The organism is Pseudomonas zanjanensis (assembly GCF_014268745.2).
Taxonomy (GTDB): domain Bacteria; phylum Pseudomonadota; class Gammaproteobacteria; order Pseudomonadales; family Pseudomonadaceae; genus Aquipseudomonas; species Aquipseudomonas zanjanensis.
Genome location: NZ_JABWRB020000002.1, coordinates 145,198 through 159,582, shown reverse-complemented (window position 1 = coordinate 159,582; position 14,385 = coordinate 145,198). Strand labels below are relative to the sequence as shown.

Here is a 14,385-nt window from a genome sequence, read left to right as displayed (position 1 = left end):
ACTCCGGGGTAAAAACCGCGATGATAGCAGTCGGGCTTTATTGCGGGGCCGGCATTCTGATTTCACCGTTGGCCAGATTCGTCGCGGTATTGCCCAACGGATCCCTGGCCTCCAGGTCGGCGCCCTTGGCCTTCAAGGCATCGAGCAACTCGCCACGCTTGAACAGGCCGGCATACATCGCGGCGGTCTGCCCCGCGCCATTGCGTTGGTCCGGGCTGCAGTCGGTGGACAATAAACGACGCGCAATCTGCACTTCGCCTTTAAAAATGGCGCCCATCAGTGCGGTATTGCCACGCTTGTCCTGGGCACAGGCATCGGCCCCCGCGGCCAGCAACCGCTCCACCGCCGGACCGTGGCCGTGGTAGGCCGCCAGAATCAGCGCGGTGTAGCCCTTCTCATCCCGGGTATCCAGCGAGTAACCGGCTTCGATAAACGTATCGAGCATCGGCACGTCGCCTCGGCGAGCGGCGTCGAAATAGTAACTTTGCAGTTGCTCCTGCACCGCCGCCGGTTCGGTGGCTATTGGTTGATCGGCCAGTACATTCACTGACCAGGCCACAAGCATCGATAAAAGCAATTTACCCATCATGACGTCTCCTCTGGCATATGACCGTGGGCATGACTGTTGTAGCCAGGCTGTGGGAGCAAGGCTTGCCCGCGATGCAAACGACTCGGTCTGATTCCAGACCCAACGCCGCTTCGCGAGCAAGCTTTGCTCCCACAGGTCATGCACCTGCCTGACTGTGGATCAGTCGCTCAGTTTTTCCGCCAGCGCCTTGACCCGGGCCAGGTCGCCTTTGGCAACACGGGCCACGCCAGTGCCGTATTCAGGATCGGCCTTGTAGAGGAACGACAGGATGATGTGCTTGCTCTCGTCATCGGTGGTCGCCAGCGAGCCACCAAAGCTTTCGATCAAGTCATCACGCTCTTTCTTGTTGAACGAACGATACAGATCACCGGCCTGCTTGAAGTTCTGCTCGCGCTGGATCTTCGCCTGCTGGGTGCTGCCGCTCAGCGCGGCCTGGCTGTAGCGTGCCGCTTGCGGTTCGTCGCGAGGCGTCAGGCGGCTCGGTTGGTAGTTCACGCCGGTGCTGGTGCTGCCCGGGTTCATCGCGCCGTCCTGGTTGCCGTTGTTCACCGCCACCTTGGGGGCGTTGATCGGCAATTGCAGGGCATTGGCGCCTATCCGGTACATCTGTGTGTCGGCGTAGGAAAACACCCGTCCCTGAAGCAAACGGTCCTCGGAAGGCTCGATGCCCGGCACCAGATTGGCCGGCGCCATGGCCACCTGCTCGGTTTCCTGGAAGACATTCGCCGGATTACGGTTCAAGACCATTTGCCCGACTTTTCGCTCAGGCACGCCCGGCCAGATCTTGGTCGCATCGAGTGGGTCGAAGTCAAACTTGGCAAGGTCCTGTGGGTTCAGTACCTGGACGTACAAGTCCCACTTCGGGAAGTCGCCCTTATTAATATGAGTCACCAGATCATTTGTCATATGGCTGTAATCTTGACCCTGAACTTTCACAACTTCTTTCGGATCGAGGTTTTTCAACCCCTGCAAACTTTTCCAATGAAACTTCACGTAGTGAACTTCACCCTTGGCGTTAACCAATTTGTAGGCATGTACACCATTGCCGTCCATCTCGCGGTAACTGGCCGGTGTCCCGGAGTTGGAATACAACTCGGTCAGGGTGCGGGTCGATTCTGGAACATGGGAGAAGAAGTCGAACCGGCGCGAATCATCATCCAGGTTGGTCCGCGGGTCGGGTTTGAAGGCATGAACCATGTCTGGAAACTTGATGGCATCACGAATGAAAAAGGTCGGGAAGTTGTTGCCCACCAAGTCCCAGTTACCGTCGGCGGTGTAGAACTTCGTGGCGAAGCCACGGGGGTCGCGCAGGGTTTCCGGTGAATGATTACCGTGCACCACGGCCGAAAACCGCACGAACACCGGGGTCACCTGGCCTGCGGCGAACACCTTGGCCTTGGTCAAGTCGCTGAGGTCGTCGGACACCGTGAAGGTGCCGTGGGCACCGGTACCGCGGGCATGCACCACGCGCTCGGGGATGCGTTCACGGTCGAAGCGTTGGAGCTTCTGGATCAACTGCACGTCTTGCAGCAGGGTCGGACCGTTGGGACCCGCCGTTTGCGAATTCTGGTTATCACCGACCGCCGCACCGTTGTCCCGGGTCAGGGTGGCCGCATTGACAGACAAGGATAGAAGGCTCGCGGTCAGCACAAAAAAAGCGCGGCGATGGGAATAAGCCCCGTGGCCAAGGGAAGTGTTCATAGCATGTTCCTCTGATGTTATAGAGCGCATCCATGTGCGCCATCCAGAGGCTAGTGCCGGAAAAAAGAAAACCTAAATAGAAATGCCGTACCGTGCCGATAGAAAAAACGTTATAGGGCTCGGGCCTGAAACCGCGTATCGCGCGCGATTGATGGCACTTTGTAAACTTTTCCTCCCCGCTCAGGTCGATAACGGAAGCTTTGTAAGCAAGCGTTTCGAGCAAGACCCGTTGGGCTGACTTACACTGCCACTCATCTTTCATCTGTCACAAGGAATAACTCATGGGCGTGCTAAGCGAGTTCAAGGCCTTCGCGGTCAAAGGCAATGTCGTCGACATGGCCGTCGGGATCATCATCGGGGCCGCTTTTGGCAAAATCGTTTCGTCATTCGTTGGCGACGTGGTCATGCCGCCAATTGGCCTGTTGATCGGTGGCGTGGACTTCAGTGACCTGGCCATCACCCTCAAGGCCGCCCAGGGTGATGCGCCTGCGGTGGTACTGGCCTACGGTAAATTCATCCAGAGCACCATTGACTTCATCATCGTCGCGTTCGCCATCTTCATGGGCGTCAAGGCCATCAACCGCCTTAAGCGTGAAGAGGCCGTGGCTCCCAGCGCCCCGCCGGTCCCGACCAAGGAAGAGCTGCTGCTGAGTGAGATCCGCGATCTGCTCAAGGCTCAGAACGAGCGGCCCTGAGCCTACCAGTAGTTTTCCACCGCCACCTGGCCCGGACGACGGGTCAGGCTCAGTTGCAGGCCCCTGGTCTTGAGCAGCTTGCGCGTGTCGTCGATCATTTGCGGGTTGCCGCATAGCATCACCCGTGAATGCTCCGGCGTCAGCGCTACGCCGGCCGCGCGCTCCAACTCGCCATTTTCGATCAGCGTAGTAATCCGCCCGTTGAGCGCTCCCGGATGCTGCTCACGGGTGATGGTCGCTACGAAACGAAACTTGTGAGCGTACTCGGCCAAGTAGTCACGCTGAGGCAGTTCCTTGATGAGCTCCTGATAGGCCAGCTCCCGTGCCTCGCGCACGCTGTAGACCAGGATGATCCGCTCGAATTTTTCCCAGACCTCGAAATCCTGGAGGATCGAAAGAAACGGCGCCACGCCCGTCCCCGTGGACAGCAACCACAAATCCCGACCATCGACGAAACGGTCAAGCGTCAGGTAGCCAAAAGCCTGGCGATCCACCAACAATTCATCGCCCGGTTGCAAACGGCTGAGTTCGCTGGTGAATTCGCCATCGGGGACTACGATGGAAAAGAATTCGAGGAACTCGTCGAACGGCGACGACACCATGGAGTACGCCCGCCAGACGGTGGTGCCGTCGGCCTTGGCGACACCCAACCGGGCAAACTGGCCCGCCCGGAAGCGAAAGCCGCGATCCCGGGTCGTGCGCAAGGTAAACAAATGAGACGTCAACGGCTGGACATCGAGCAGGGTCTGGCGGGTGAACTTCTCTGCGCTGTCGGTCATGGGCCACTCCTATGAGACAAGACGTGCAGTGTCCCGCAAAGTGAACCTTTTCACCACCGACGGGCGAGTGATAGCACTTTGCTGCACTCACCAACTTATAACTTTTACCAAAACTGTACAAAGTTAGAGACACTGCAAAAGAAACAAATCTACAGAAAGATCACATTACAATTTTGTAAGCTAGTTAAAAAATCTCACTCCAAAGTTAGGGAATAGTCCTACACTAAAAATTCGCATCATGGATTGGATCCGCACGGACGAATCAAACCCAGGAGAAAGCGATGGACAGGTGGAAGGACTTGTTGCTGAAAAAGTTATCCTGTGAAAAGGACCTGCAGACGGCCTATCGTCTAGTATTGAATTTCTTTAATAATCAAGGATTTGAATACTGTGCATTTGCAGCCTATATCGGAAGCCCCGACAAACACACCAGCAAGGTAAACCTGAATAACTACCCTTATGGATGGGACAGGCTTTATGAACAAAACGGTTATGCGTCGAACGATCCACTAGTAGCACATTGCAATCAATCATCACTCCCTATCTTGTGGAATGAGACTGTTTTCGCTCAGGCCCCCAAGTTATGGCGAGAACTTAATCGGCTGGGACTCAAGTACGGCTGGACCCAGGCCGTTCATGACGAACAAGGGGCCCAGTGCAGTCTGTTCAGCCTTGTACGAACCCATTGTCCTATTGATATCGAGGAGCATTATGACAATCTCGGCTACGCCATCTACGCCAGTCAAAAGCTGCATGCTCTGGCCAACAAAAAACTGGCGGACGCCATCGCAGCCCAACCCAAATGTCACTTGTCGCCAAGAGAAATCGAAGTGTTGAGGTGGTCAGCCGAAGGCAAGACGGCGTCGGAAGTGGGCAGGATCCTTTGTCTTTCCGAACGAACCGTGAATTTTCATGTGTGCAGTTGCATGCGAAAGCTGAACGTCAGCAATAAGATTTCAGCGGTGGCCAAAGCCGCCCAGATCCATGTGATCTAACCCTTGGCCCGGCGTTGCCGAGCTGAAAAACCCGCGAGTAATGTGCAACAAAAAAACGTACCATTTGCGGTCCCTCTTGAATGATGCCGCTGCTTGCACGCGACGCCTTTCATTCAGGTGGTCCCGCACAGACACCTACCTCCAGGCAGCGGGACATTCGTTGATCTCCAGAGTCCCCAGCCATGCCCCTGCTTGACAGCCCTTTCGCTCAACTTGACCTGATCCGCCAACCCGAACAGCAGAACGAACCGCTGCAAGCCTTCGATGCGGCCGATGAATACCTGCTCGCGTACCTGGCCGAACAACAACCGGTCGCGCAGACTCGGGTCCTGGTGCTCAATGACGGCTTCGGCGCCCTGGCGGCCAGCCTGGCCGGCAACGTCCTGGTGACCAGCAGCGGTGATTCCTTCCTGGCTTTGCAGGCACTGGAGAAAAACCTGGTGCGCAATGGCCGGCCCTTCGATGCGGTGCCCACGTTGCCCGCCAGCGAGCCGTTGAGCGGCCCGTTCGATCGCGTCCTGATCAAAGTACCGAAAACCCTGGCCCTGCTGGAGGAACAACTGATTCGCCTGCAAGGCCAATTGGCGCCGGGCGCCCAAGTGATTGCCGGAGCGATGATCAAACACCTGCCCCGGGCCGCCGGCGATTTGCTGGAGCGTTACATCGGCCCGGTGCAGGCCTCACTGGCGGTGAAAAAGGCGCGGCTGCTGATCGCCACGCCAGCCGCCTCCCCACCAGGCAGTACCCCGGCCGTATCGCCCTACCCCACGCGCTACCGGCTGGACGAGCCAAAGATCGAACTGCTCAACCACGCCAACGTGTTCTGTCGCGAAGGCCTGGACATCGGCACCCGTGCGTTCCTGCCCCATCTGCCAAAAAATCTCGGGACGGCCCGGGTCGCCGACCTGGGCTGCGGCAATGGCGTGCTGGCCATCGCCAGTGCCCTGCAAAACCCCGAGGCCCACTACACCTTGGTGGACGAGTCGTACATGGCTGTGCAATCGGCTGCCGAGAACTGGCGCGCGGCCTTGGGCGAGCGCGAAGTGACCGTCCGGGCCGGTGATGGCCTGGCCGGACAAGAGGCGCAGTCATTGGATGTGGTGCTGTGCAACCCGCCCTTTCACCAGCAGCAGGTGGTGGGCGATTTCCTCGCCTGGCGGATGTTCCAGCAGGCTCGCGAAGCGTTGGTGGTAGGCGGCGCGCTGTACATCGTCGGCAACCGGCACCTGGGCTACCACAGCAAACTGGCGCGGTTGTTCCGAGGCGTCGAGCAAGTGGCCGCCACGCCGAAATTCGTGATCCTCAAGGCCCGCAAATAATGATTGCCCTGTGGGAGCAAAGCTTGCCCTCACAGAAGAATCAGTGGGTGGTCAGCCCGGCGGCATTCATGAACATCCGCATCAAACTGGCGACGATGAACAACGCCAGCACGCTGCCAGCCCAGATCAGCGCCAGCCAGCCGAGCCGCTGCCAGAGTGGCTTGCGTTCGGCGGCCTCGATGTCTTTCAAGTCAGGTTTGGCCATGTTCACGCCCTCAATGGTAGCCGTCGTCATGGGTCACCTTGCCGCGGAACACGTAGTAGCTCCAGAAGGTGTACACCAGGATCAACGGAATGATGAACAGCGTGCCCACCAGCATGAAGCCTTGGCTCTGGGGCGGTGACGAGGCGTCCCAGATCGAGATGGACGGCGGCACGATGTTCGGCCAAAGGCTGATGCCCAGGCCGCTGTAGCCGAGGAAAATCAGCACCAGGGTCAGGATGAAAGGCGTGTAGTTGGCATTGCGGGCCACCGCGCGGAACAACCCGTACATGGTCACCAATACCAGGATCGGCACCGGCAGGAACCAGAACAGGTTCGGCAACGTGAACCAGCGGGCGGCAATGTCGGCGTGGGCCAGCGGCGTCCAGATGCTGACGATACCGATCACGGCCAGCACCACGAACGCCAGCGGCCGGGCCAGGTCATGCATCTGCTCTTGCAGCTTGCCCTCGGTCTTCATGATCAGCCACGTGCAGCCGAGCAACGCGTACGCCGCGATCAACGCCAGGCCACAGAACACCGTGAACGGCGTGAACCAGTCCAGGGAGCCGCCGGCGAACTGGCGATTGACCACCTCGAAACCGTCGATGAACGCCCCCAGCGCCACACCCTGGAAGAAGGTGGCCGTCAGCGAACCGCCAATGAACGCTTTGTCCCAGAGGTGGCGCTTCTCAGCCTTGGCCTTGAAACGGAACTCAAAAGCCACGCCGCGGAAGATCAGGCCGATGAGCATCAGGATCAACGGCAGGTACAGGGCCGAAAGCACCACCGAATAGGCCAGCGGAAACGCCCCGAACAATCCGGCACCGCCCAGCACTAGCCAGGTTTCGTTACCATCCCAGACCGGCGCCACGGTGTTCATCATCACGTCGCGGTCGCGCTCGCCCTTGACGAAGGGGAAGAGGATGCCAATCCCCAGGTCGAAGCCGTCCATGATCACGTACATCATGATGCCGAAGATGATGACCACGGCCCAGATCAGCGGAAGATCAATACCCATGACTCAATTCCCCTTGTTCGAGCGGTCGTTGTGGTCCACGTCGTCGTCGCCTTCGTTGGCGGCCGACAATGGCCGGGCCGGGGTGCGTTTCTGGCCCGGGCCGCCATCGCTCGGTTCGTCTTCGTGGGCCACCGGCCCTTTGCGCACCAGGCGCATCATGTAGCTCAGGCCCGCACCGAACAGCGCGAAATACACCACGACGAACAGCACCAGGGTGATGCTCATCTGGGCGAAGCTGTGGCCGGACGACGCATCGGCCGTGCGCATCAAGCCGTAGACCACCCAAGGTTGGCGGCCGATCTCCGTGGTAAACCAGCCGGCCAGGATCGCAACCAGCCCGGACGGCCCCATCCACAACACCAGGTGGAGGAACGGCCGGGACTGATAGATCCGATCGTTGCGGCGCAGCCACAGGCTGCACAGGCCGGTAAAAATCATTAGCAACCCAAGGCCGACCATGACCCGGAACGACCAGAACACGATGGTCGAGTTGGGTCGATCTTCAGGCGGGAACTCCTTGAGGGCCGGCACCTGCTCGGTCAACGAGTGCGTCAGGATCAGGCTGCCCAGGTAGGGAATTTCCACGGCGTATTTGGTTTTTTCCGCTTGCATGTCGGGCCAGCCGAACAGGATCAGCGGGGTCGGCTCATTGCCGACGTTTTCCCAATGGCCCTCGATGGCGGCGATCTTCGCCGGTTGATGCTTGAGGGTGTTCAGGCCATGGAAGTCGCCGATGACCGCTTGTATCGGCGCTACCAGCAACGCCATCCACATCGCCATCGACAGCATTCGGCGGATGGCCGGGTTGTCGCGGCCGCGCAGCAAATGCCAGGCCGCCGACGAGCCGACGAAGAACGCCGTGGCAACAAACGCCGCGGTGGACATGTGCAACAAGCGATAAGGAAACGAGGGGTTGAACACCACCGCCAGCCAGTCCACCGGGATCACCCGGCCGTCGATGATTTCGTAGCCCTGGGGGGTCTGCATCCAGCTGTTGGACGACAGGATCCAGAAGGTCGAGATCAGGGTGCCGATCGCCACCATGACCGTGGAAAAGAAATGCAGGCCACGGCCGACGCGGTTCCAGCCAAACAGCATCACGCCCAGGAAACCCGCCTCGAGGAAGAACGCCGTGAGCACCTCGTAGGTCAGCAGGGGCCCGGTCACCGCACCGGCGAAGTCTGAAAAGCGGCTCCAGTTGGTCCCGAACTGATAGGCCATGACCAACCCGGACACCACCCCCATGCCGAAGTTGACGGCAAAGATCTTCGACCAGAAATGGTACAGGTCACGGTAGGTGTCATCGCGGGTCTTGAGCCACAAGCCCTCGAGCACCGCCAGGTAACTCGCCAGGCCGATGGTGATGGCCGGGAACAGGATGTGGAACGAGATTGTGAACGCGAATTGGATTCGGGCGAGATCGAGCGCCTCCAAACCGAACATAAGTCTTCCTCTGTCAGGTAAAACCGGCTGCGGGTGGGGCTTGCACCAACCCCCAGGGATATGGAGTGCAGTGCTTTTCAAATCGTTCTTTTTTTAACCGTCACAACGCAGGACGCAGGCCGGATGGCCGCCAGCCCAACACCCCGAAAGGTATTGATCTGGATCAAGCAATGCTCAAAGAGTAGTCGCATTATTGCCGATGGACGGCGTGGTCTTTTGTCGCGTGACAGGTTGTCTCAGTGTCGTAATCCTGCTTCAAGCTGTGATTTTCCAAACCCACACGGCCCCCGTGGCGAGGGAGCTTGCTCCCGCTCGGTTGCGCAGCGACCGCAAAATCGAGGGGCCGCTGCGCAGCCCAGCGGGAGCAAGCTCCCTCGCCACAGAGGCCCGCATGTTCCCGGGAACAACCGCTTCCGCCAGTGAAAGTAGATGTTTGGCTAACTATTTTTTCCCGCTACCGCAACTTCCAGTTACAGCTCGGTGATAATCTCAAAGCCTTCATCACCGGACCCGTCATAGATGCCCAGCCAAGCACCGCTGCTGCTCCGTCACCACCGTCCCTTCATCGCCTTCTGGCTGGCCCGGATCTTCACCGCCAGCGGCTTCCAGATGCTCACCGTGGCTATCGGCTGGAACCTCTATCAACTGACCGGCAACGTTCTCGACTTGGGCCTGGTGGGCCTGGTGGAATTTGCCCCGCGCGTGCTGTTCATGCTCCACACCGGGCATGTGGCGGACCGCTACGATCGGCGCAAGGTCGCAGCGATTTGCCAGTCATTGCAGGCGATGATTGCCCTGGCGCTGGCGATCGGCAGCGCCACCGACCATGTCACGCGGGAGATGATCTTCATCCTTGCCTTCCTGCTGGGCGCCGCCCGCTCCTTCGAAATGCCGACCACCCAGGCGTTGCTGCCCAGCATCGTTCCGGCCGGCCTGTTTCCCCGCGCCGTGGCCGCCGCGCAATCGGCCCAGCAGTCGGCCACCATCGTCGCCCCGGCGCTGGGCGGCTTGCTCTACGCCTTCGGTAGCGTCTGGGTCTATGGGCCCACCGTGGTGCTTTACCTCATTGCCTGCTGCCTGATGCTCAACCTGCCCGCCCGGCAGACGCCGCTGAATAAAGGCAAGGCGACCCTGGATTCGTTGCTGGCCGGGGTTCGCTTCATTCGCAGCCGCCCGGACATCCTCGGGGCGATCTCCCTGGACCTGTTCGCCGTGCTGCTCGGCGGCGCGACGGCGCTGCTGCCGGTGTTCGCCAAGGACATCCTGCTCACCGGCCCCTGGGGCCTGGGCCTGCTGCGTTCGGCGCCAGCGGTCGGGGCCTTGCTGATGTCGCTGTGGCTGGCGCGGTTTGCCGTGGAGCGCAAGGTTGGCCGGGTGATGTTCACCGCAGTGGGCGTGTTCGGCGTCGCCACCATTGCCTTCGGCCTTTCCACCTCGTTCTGGTTTTCCTTGGCAGTGCTGGTGGTGCTGGGCGCGGCAGACATGATCAGCATGGTGATCCGCGCCTCGTTCGTGCAATTGGAAACGCCGGATGAAATGCGCGGCCGGGTCAGCGCGGTGAACGGGCTGTTCATCGGCGCTTCGAACCAGTTGGGCGAGTTCGAATCCGGCCTCACCGCCCACTGGTTCGGCACGGTGCCGGCGGTGGTCATGGGCGGTGTAGGCACGTTGCTGGTGACCGGGACCTGGATCAAGCTGTTCCCGACCCTGGCCAACCGCGACCGGATGCACGAACCGGTGGACGAAGCGAAGGCCTAGAGCAATTTGTCGAGGGTGATGGGGAAGTCCCGCACCCGCTTGCCAGTGGCATGGTAGATCGCATTGGCCACCGCCGCGGCCACCCCGACGATGCCGATCTCACCGACGCCCTTGGACCCGAGCGCATTGACGATATCGTCCTGTTCCTCGACGAAAATCACCTCGACGTCACCGATGTCGGCACTGACCGGCACGTGATACTCGGCCAGGTTGTGGTTCATGTGGCGACCGAGGGCGTGGTCGGTCAGGGTCTCTTCGTGCAGGGCCATGCCGACGCCCCACACCACACCCCCGAGAATCTGGCTGCGGGCGGTTTTCGGGTTGACGACCCGGCCGGCGGCGATGGCACTGACCACTCGATTGACCTTCACCGTCCCCAAATCCTCGTCCACCCACACTTCGACAAACACCGCCGAGTGAGTGGCCGTGGCGTAGGCCTGGCGTTTTTTGTCCGGCTCGGCGGTGACCTGGGCCTGCAGCGGTGTCTCGCCGCTTTTCTGCGCCAGCTCTGCCAATGCCACACTCGCTTCGCCCAGCCGCAAATGGCCATCGGCAAACGTCACCTGCTCAAGGGTCGCGCCGCTGAACGCCGGACACGCCTGGCGGGCCACGGCCAGGAGTTTTTCCTTCAGCGCTTCACAGGCCTGCTGCACGGCGGTGCCCACCGACGAGACGGTGAACGAACCGCCCTGCAACGGCGCGGTGGGCAGCGACGAATCACCCAGGATAAACCTGACGTTCTGAAGGGAAACCCCTGACGCCTCGGCGGCGATCTGGGTCATGACCGTGTAGGTGCCGGTGCCGATGTCGGTGGTGGCGCTGCTGACGGTCAGCTTGCCATCCGTATCCAGCGAGGCCCGGGCACTGGCCTTCTGCTGCATAGCCTCCCACACGCCACCGGCCATGCCCCAGCCGACCAGTTGCCGACCTTCACGCATGCTGCGCGGTTCCGGGTTGCGTTTGTCCCAGCCGAAACGACGGGCGCCTTGGGCATAACATTCACGCAGTTCCTTGCTGGAATAGGGCTTGCCTTCGTTCTCGTTGCGTTCGGCGTAGTTGATCAACCGCAGTTGCACCGGATCGATCGCCAGGGCACAGGCCAGTTCATCCATGGCGCATTCCAGGCCGATCAGCCCGAGGGCCGCGCCGGGCGCACGCATGTCCAGGGGCGTGTAGACGTCCAGCGGCACCAACTTATAGGTCAATGTCACGTTGTCGCAGTGATAGAGCATGCCGCTCCACTCCACCACGTGCTCGGTGAAGTCTTCGAAACGCGAGGTCTGGCCGACGGCGGTGTGCGCCACGGCCAGCAAGCGGCCGTTGGCCGCCGCCCCCAGCTGCACGCGCTGGAACGTGCGTGGCCGATAGCCAAAGGTGAACATCTGCTGGCGTGTCAGGCTGACCCGCACCGAACGCTTGAGGGCGAGTGCCGCCATCACCGCCAACGGCAATTGATATTGCGGGCGCAGTCCGGAACCGAAGGCGCCGCCGACAAACGCGGCAAACACGCGCACCTGCTCTTTCTCAAGGCCGAAGACCTTTTGCACATAGGCTTGGCAATTTTGCGTGCCTTGGGTCTTGTCGTGGATGTGCAGGCTGCCGTCAGGCTGATACAGCACGGTGGAGGCGTGTGGCTCCATCGGGTTGTGGTGTTCCACCGGCGTGCTGTAGGACACATCCACGCTGAGCGCGGAACTGGCGTACTCGCCCTGAAAATTCCCACGAGGCTTGGGCAATTCAGCGGGTGCCGGATGGGCCTCGTTTTGCAGGATTTTCAGATCGGTCTGGTGATCCTCGGCCGCGTATTCGATTTCAACCAGCGAACCGGCATACCGCGCCAGCTCAAGGTTTTCCGCCACCACCAAGGCCAACGGCTGGCCGCTGTAGAGCACTTGGTCGTTGTACAACGGCCGGAACGGCGAGCCTTCCGCCGCATCGGCATCCTGGTAGGGCTCGTCGTAGCTGGCGATTCTCGGCCGGTTGGTGTGGTCGATGACCGCGACTACGCCGGGCAGGGCCAAGGCTCGGGACGCATCGATGCGCAGCACACGGCCACGGGCGACCGTACCGGACACGACGCTGCCATGCAGCAGGCCGTCCTCGGGATATTCACCGGCGTAACGTGCCTGGCCCGTCACCTTGAGCAGGCCATCGACCCGGTCGAGTGGCTGCCCTATGGATTTGCTCGAAGCGTTCATCAGGCGTGTCCTCCCTGCGGTGCGCTACCCAACGCGGCATTGCTCAAGGCGCGGACAATCGCCCGCCGCGCCAGTCTGACCTTGAAGCCGTTGTGCTCCAGCGGCTCGGCGTGTTGCAGCAGCGCATCGGCGGCGGCGGTGAACGTTTCGCGGCTGACAGTCTGCCCGGTCAGCCAGCTCTCCACCGCCCGGTCGCGCCAGGGTTTGTGCGCCACGCCCCCCAGGGCCAGGCGGGCCTGGCGAATCACCGGCCCGTCCAGCTCCAGCGCCGCCGCCACCGAAACCAGGGCAAAGGCGTAGGAGGCACGGTCACGGATCTTCAGGTAGTGGCTATGGTCGGCAAAACCGGCGGCAGGCAATTCGATGGCGGTGACCAATTCATCGTCAGCCAATTGGTTATCACGTTCCGGGGCATCGCCGGGCAGACGATGGAAGTCGGCGAACTCGATGGTCCGCGCCCCGCCCCGTCCCAGGACATGGACCACCGCTTCCAGGGCGGCCAAGGCCACGCACATGTCGGAGGGATGGGTGGCGACACATTGATCGCTGGCACCGAAAATCGCGTGGATGCGGTTCAAACCGTTCCGGGCCGGGCACCCGCTGCCGGGCCGGCGCTTGTTGCACGGCACGCTCGCGTCATAGAAGTAATAGCAGCGGGTACGTTGCAGCAGATTGCCGCCGGTGCTGGCCATGTTGCGCAACTGCGGCGAGGCGCCCGCCAGGATGGCCTGGGCCAGCAGCGGATAACGGCGCTCGATCCACGGATGCCAGGCCAGGTCGGCGTTGCTCACCAAGGCGCCGATCATCACTCCGCCAGACGGGGTTTCACTGAGGTCTGCCAGGGGCAAACCGGTGATGTCGATCAAGTGTTCAGGGCGGGTGAGGTTCTCTTTCATCAGGTCCAGCAGGTTGGTGCCGCCGGCGATGAAGCGGGACACCGGGCTCGACAGATCGACGGCCGCCTGCACCGTGTCCGGCTTGCTGTATTGGAAAGGGTTCATCGGTCACCCCCTTGTTCCTGACGGCAACGAGGCAAGGCGTCTTCAATGGCATCGCGAATGTTGTTGTAGGCCCCGCACCGGCACAGGTTGCCGCTCATCAGTTCACTGATCTGTGCGCGGGTCTGCGCCCTGCCCTCGTTGGCCAGCCCCACCGCCGAACAGATCTGCCCCGGCGTGCAGTAGCCGCACTGGAACGCGTCATGGGTGATGAACGCCTGCTGCATGGGATGCAAAGCCTCATCACTGGCCAGGCCTTCGATGGTGGTCAGCTCGGCACCGTCGCACATCACCGCCAGGGTCAGGCAGGCATTGATCCGCTTGCCGTCGCGCAGCACGGTGCAGGCCCCGCACTGGCCGTGGTCGCAGCCTTTCTTGCTGCCCACCAGGTCCAGTTGCTCACGCAGCAGGTCCAGCAAGGTGGTCCAGGCCAGCACTTGCAACTCTCGCACCTGGCCATTGAGGGTCAGGCGAATCGGATGACGGACGAAGGACGCCGACGTCGCTTCGGACAGGGTCGCGCTCATGGAACACCTCACGGTTGGTCGTACTCGCGGCGTTTTGGGAAACCGCCGTCATAAGGGGTACGACTTCAGGGTGGGGTGAAGCGTTCAAGGCAATTGCGATGCTGCGGGCAGCCCAAGCAACATGAATTTAGCGGGCCTGTGCGGTATATATGTACCGCAC

13 protein-coding genes are annotated in these 14,385 nt (G+C 61.0%); 4 read left to right on the top strand and 9 right to left on the bottom strand.

Annotated elements, in window-relative coordinates:
• Window positions 1-37: 37 nt before the first annotated feature.
• Both HU715_RS16505 and katB read right to left on the bottom strand, forming a co-directional pair.
• The gene (locus tag HU715_RS16505) at window positions 38-565 is read right to left on the bottom strand and encodes an ankyrin repeat domain-containing protein (RefSeq protein ID WP_225917659.1); all 528 of its coding nucleotides are present in this window, start codon (window positions 563-565) and stop codon (window positions 38-40) included.
• Window positions 566-748: 183 nt separating this feature from the next.
• Window positions 749-2,290, bottom strand: coding sequence for a catalase KatB (gene katB / locus HU715_RS16500; protein ID WP_186706516.1), 1,542 nt, complete (start codon window positions 2,288-2,290; stop codon window positions 749-751).
• 281 nt (window positions 2,291-2,571) lie between these two features.
• Here katB and mscL point away from each other — a divergent pair, with 281 nt between their 5' ends.
• The gene (mscL, locus tag HU715_RS16495) at window positions 2,572-2,985 is read left to right on the top strand and encodes a large-conductance mechanosensitive channel protein MscL (protein ID WP_003205779.1); all 414 of its coding nucleotides are present in this window, start codon (window positions 2,572-2,574) and stop codon (window positions 2,983-2,985) included.
• 2 nt (window positions 2,986-2,987) lie between these two features.
• Here the strand turns inward: mscL and HU715_RS16490 are convergent, their stop codons facing one another.
• Window positions 2,988-3,764 (bottom strand): ferredoxin--NADP reductase, encoded by a 777-nt coding sequence (locus tag HU715_RS16490; RefSeq protein ID WP_186706517.1) that lies wholly within the window; start codon window positions 3,762-3,764, stop codon window positions 2,988-2,990.
• A 281-nt stretch (window positions 3,765-4,045) separates the two neighbouring features.
• Here HU715_RS16490 and HU715_RS16485 point away from each other — a divergent pair, with 281 nt between their 5' ends.
• Together HU715_RS16485 and HU715_RS16480 are read left to right on the top strand one after the other, a co-directional pair.
• Window positions 4,046-4,759: an autoinducer binding domain-containing protein gene (locus tag HU715_RS16485; RefSeq protein ID WP_186706518.1), complete on the top strand. Its 714-nt coding sequence runs from the start codon at window positions 4,046-4,048 to the stop codon at window positions 4,757-4,759.
• 182 nt (window positions 4,760-4,941) lie between these two features.
• On the top strand, window positions 4,942-6,078 hold the full coding sequence (locus HU715_RS16480) for a methyltransferase (RefSeq protein ID WP_186706519.1): 1,137 nt from the start codon (window positions 4,942-4,944) through the stop codon (window positions 6,076-6,078).
• A 40-nt stretch (window positions 6,079-6,118) separates the two neighbouring features.
• Here HU715_RS16480 and HU715_RS16475 read toward each other — a convergent pair whose 3' ends face one another.
• The 3 genes from HU715_RS16475 to HU715_RS16465 are packed head-to-tail and all read right to left on the bottom strand — an operon-like array spanning window position 6,119 to window position 8,744.
• The gene (locus HU715_RS16475) at window positions 6,119-6,283 is read right to left on the bottom strand and encodes a DUF2474 domain-containing protein (protein ID WP_003205785.1); all 165 of its coding nucleotides are present in this window, start codon (window positions 6,281-6,283) and stop codon (window positions 6,119-6,121) included.
• A 10-nt stretch (window positions 6,284-6,293) separates the two neighbouring features.
• Window positions 6,294-7,301: a cytochrome d ubiquinol oxidase subunit II gene (gene cydB, locus HU715_RS16470; protein ID WP_053125566.1), complete on the bottom strand. Its 1,008-nt coding sequence runs from the start codon at window positions 7,299-7,301 to the stop codon at window positions 6,294-6,296.
• A 3-nt stretch (window positions 7,302-7,304) separates the two neighbouring features.
• On the bottom strand, window positions 7,305-8,744 hold the full coding sequence (locus HU715_RS16465) for a cytochrome ubiquinol oxidase subunit I (RefSeq protein WP_186706520.1): 1,440 nt from the start codon (window positions 8,742-8,744) through the stop codon (window positions 7,305-7,307).
• A 519-nt stretch (window positions 8,745-9,263) separates the two neighbouring features.
• On the opposite strand from HU715_RS16465, the gene HU715_RS16460 reads away from it, so the two are divergent.
• Window positions 9,264-10,502, top strand: a complete 1,239-nt coding sequence (locus HU715_RS16460; protein ID WP_186706521.1) for an MFS transporter — start codon at window positions 9,264-9,266, stop codon at window positions 10,500-10,502.
• Here the strand turns inward: HU715_RS16460 and HU715_RS16455 are convergent.
• Genes HU715_RS16455 through HU715_RS16445 form a run of 3 tightly spaced genes read right to left on the bottom strand, consistent with a single transcriptional unit; the run spans window position 10,499 to window position 14,225 of the window.
• A complete protein-coding gene (locus tag HU715_RS16455; protein ID WP_186706522.1) occupies window positions 10,499-12,700 on the bottom strand; it encodes a xanthine dehydrogenase family protein molybdopterin-binding subunit in 2,202 nt (733 codons plus the stop codon). The two genes, HU715_RS16460 and HU715_RS16455, sit on opposite strands and share 4 nt — an antisense overlap.
• Complete coding sequence (locus tag HU715_RS16450) at window positions 12,700-13,701, bottom strand: FAD binding domain-containing protein (protein ID WP_186706523.1); 1,002 nt, start codon at window positions 13,699-13,701, stop codon at window positions 12,700-12,702. The genes HU715_RS16455 and HU715_RS16450 overlap by 1 nt, the downstream gene beginning before the upstream one ends.
• Window positions 13,698-14,225, bottom strand: coding sequence for a (2Fe-2S)-binding protein (locus HU715_RS16445; protein ID WP_186706524.1), 528 nt, complete (start codon window positions 14,223-14,225; stop codon window positions 13,698-13,700). The genes HU715_RS16450 and HU715_RS16445 overlap by 4 nt, the downstream gene beginning before the upstream one ends.
• Between the last annotated feature and the right edge of the window lie 160 nt (window positions 14,226-14,385).